Genomic DNA, 2,642 nt, shown 5'->3' with positions numbered 1-2,642 from the left:
ACACCGGGCTGCTGCTTCATATGGTTTTCAAGCAGCCAGATACAGGCGGCACAGGTGATGCCACCAATCAGCAGTTGCGCTTCCTGTGCGCCTTTCACCGGTGCAACAAACGACTCCTGAACCAGAGGGTGATCAAGCTCTCTGATTCGGTTCAGTTCCGCCGGGGTCAGCTGCTTTGGGGTAACGGCCGGTTTGGTCCGGAAATCATAGAACCCGGCGAGACCCTCGCTGCGAATGGTCTGGCACACCGCTTTGCAGCCCTGGCAGCAGAAGTGACGGGTAGAACCTTCGAGCTCGAGGGTGATGGGCGGCTCACCGTCCGCTGGCTCACCGCAGTGAAAGCAATCCAGCCTGGTCAACCTTGGGCAGACCCCCCGGCCTTGACTGTAATTCCGTCTTCAGCTGGCAGCCAGGCTTCGCCTTTTAATCGCCACTCGTTAGCTGGACCCCGTAGATCGTAGTACCAGCGGCCGTCTATGTCATTGAGGAGCTTACCGGCAAAGCGCCCTGGAGCGATTTGCTGGAATTGAACAGTGCGATCCTTGTCGGAAAGCGTTGGATGGAACAGGTTCAGGATCAGATACGGGAAATCCGCCGGACCCTCAACGGTGTTCAGGTTGACGGTGATATTTTTGCTCTGGAAATCAATCTGGGCCTCCATACCGAGATCTTCCGCCTTCTGGTCTCTTGCTATGGACATGTTAATTCCGCGCCCTTCTTTGGACCAGTCGTCGGTGACCATCGCATTTTCTGTGCTGACAGCGATAGTGATGGCAACGGCGCAGTAAATGATGGACGCCCCCGGAAAAATCAGCAGGAACCAGAACCAGGGTTGGCGGTACCAGGGTGCTACGGGTGTTTCAGTAGTCATAAATCAATGTCTCATTCAAACGGTCAGTGCTGCACGATCGACGATCAGCGCGTTGGACCGACAAATCGGCTTTCAGTTTCAAGGCTCAGCGAAGAATCGGTCTCGGATTGTGCCCTGAACAGGATATCGTTATTGGATTCGGTGATGGATTCCGGCGGCACGTCGACTACGGTCGGCAGTGAGCGGTTTTCACCACTTTCAACGGTTACCGAAGTGTCCGTCAGGATCCGGATCCCCTCCAGGCCAGTCACTGACAGAGTGAAGGTTTGGGGAACTTCGGTCATGTTGGCGATTTTTAGGGTGTAGGAGTTCTCAATCCGCCCCTCGCCATTGAAACTGTAAAGAGCACCGCGATCCCGAAGAGCATCCATCTGGGCTGGCACACGGGTGGCGATGGTGAAGATAATCGCGGCAATCATCAGTGACAGCACCGCGCCATAACCGAAGGTTCTTGGTCGCAGGAGTTTGGAGGTCTTGCCTTCAAGTTCATTCTCCGTGGTGTAACGGATCAGCCCCCTCGGGTAATTCATCTTGTCCATGATCTCGTCACAGGCATCAATGCACAGCGCACAGCCGATACATTCGTACTGAAGGCCGTCCCGGATATCAATGCCCGTAGGACATACCTGAACACACTGGCCGCAGTCGATACAGTCGCCCAGACCGGCCTCGGCAGGATCCACGCCTTTTTTGCGGCCGCCCCTGGGCTCGCCACGATTCGGATCGTAGGAAACCACGCGAGTGTTGGGGTCAAACATCACCGACTGGAAGCGGGCATAGGGGCACATGTAAAGACACACCTGCTCTCGCATCCAGCCGGCGTTGAGGTAGGTGGCAACGGTGAAGAAGCCGACCCAGAAATAGGCCCAGCCGTTGGCCTGCAGGGTGAACAGATCCGCGATCAGCTCGCGAATCGGATAGAAATAGCCGACAAATGTCAGCCCGGTAGCCAGTGCGATCAGAAACCAGACCGTATGCTTGGCGGATTTTTTCGCGACTTTGTTTGCCGAGCTGGGCGCCTTGTCCAGTTTCATGCGCTTGTTGCGGCTGCCTTCAATGCGCTCCTCAACCCACATGAAGATGAAGGTCCAGACGGTCTGGGGGCAGGTGTAGCCACACCAGACCCTGCCAAACAGCGTGGTAATGAAAAACAGGCCAAAGGCACAGATAATCAGCATCCCCGAGAGCAGGATGAAATCTTTCGGGTAAAAGGTGGCCCCGTATAAATGGAACTCACGGGCGGGAAGGTCAAAATGAATGAGTGGTTGCCCGTCCAGGGTGAACCACACAAACGCAAAGTACATGCCCATCAGCAGCGTCAGGCTGACATTCCGGATGCGTTGGAAGAAGCCTTTGACTTCCTTGACGTAAATCTTCTTACGGCTGGCGTATAGCTCGACGGTTCCGGATTTATTGTTGTTGTCGGAGGGGTCAGAGGACGGGTCAGAGGACGGGTCAACCTGTTTGACCGGGATCTCACTGCTCATCGTTACCTCCAGGGAAATGGTAATGCGGGGCAACAGGCCGTTAGGCTGCTGATCTTTTCAAGCCTGTGCCCGCGGCGCAGGCACAGGGTTGAAAAGACCGGGCCGGGGCTCTTCACCCCGGCCGGCTGACTCAGTTCGAGAGGCTGTAGACGTAAGCCGCGAGAATCTGAATCTGATCGTCTGAAAGCAGACGATCCTGTGCAGGCATCTGGTTCTGGCGGCCGTGCACGACGGTCTCCCTGATCCACTCGTAGGTTGAACCATAGAGCCAGGTGTTGTCCGTC

At 55.9% G+C, this 2,642-nt stretch carries 3 protein-coding genes and 1 pseudogene; all 4 read right to left on the bottom strand.

Features of this window, described 5'->3' with window-relative positions:
• Positions 1-359 (bottom strand): heavy metal translocating P-type ATPase metal-binding domain-containing protein (locus tag B2W52_RS07360; protein WP_286802193.1); only part of this gene is annotated, 359 nt, incomplete at its 3' end.
• The gene (locus tag B2W52_RS07355) at positions 356-871 is read right to left on the bottom strand and encodes a FixH family protein (protein ID WP_008174725.1); all 516 of its coding nucleotides are present in this window, start codon (positions 869-871) and stop codon (positions 356-358) included. The genes B2W52_RS07360 and B2W52_RS07355, both read right to left, overlap by 4 nt.
• 44 nt (positions 872-915) lie before the next feature.
• Positions 916-2,358 (bottom strand): cytochrome c oxidase accessory protein CcoG, encoded by a 1,443-nt coding sequence (gene ccoG, locus B2W52_RS07350; RefSeq protein WP_008174726.1) that lies wholly within the window; start codon positions 2,356-2,358, stop codon positions 916-918.
• A gap of 130 nt (positions 2,359-2,488) precedes the next feature.
• Positions 2,489-2,642: pseudogene (locus B2W52_RS07345) on the bottom strand (cytochrome C oxidase Cbb3); the annotation flags it as partial.

The sequence above is a fragment of the Marinobacter sp. UBA2498 genome, from assembly GCF_002341575.1.
GTDB classification, from domain to species: Bacteria; Pseudomonadota; Gammaproteobacteria; order Pseudomonadales; family Oleiphilaceae; genus Marinobacter; species Marinobacter manganoxydans.
The sequence above is the reverse complement of the archived record's forward strand: the minus strand, read 5'-3'. Positions and strand labels throughout refer to the sequence as shown.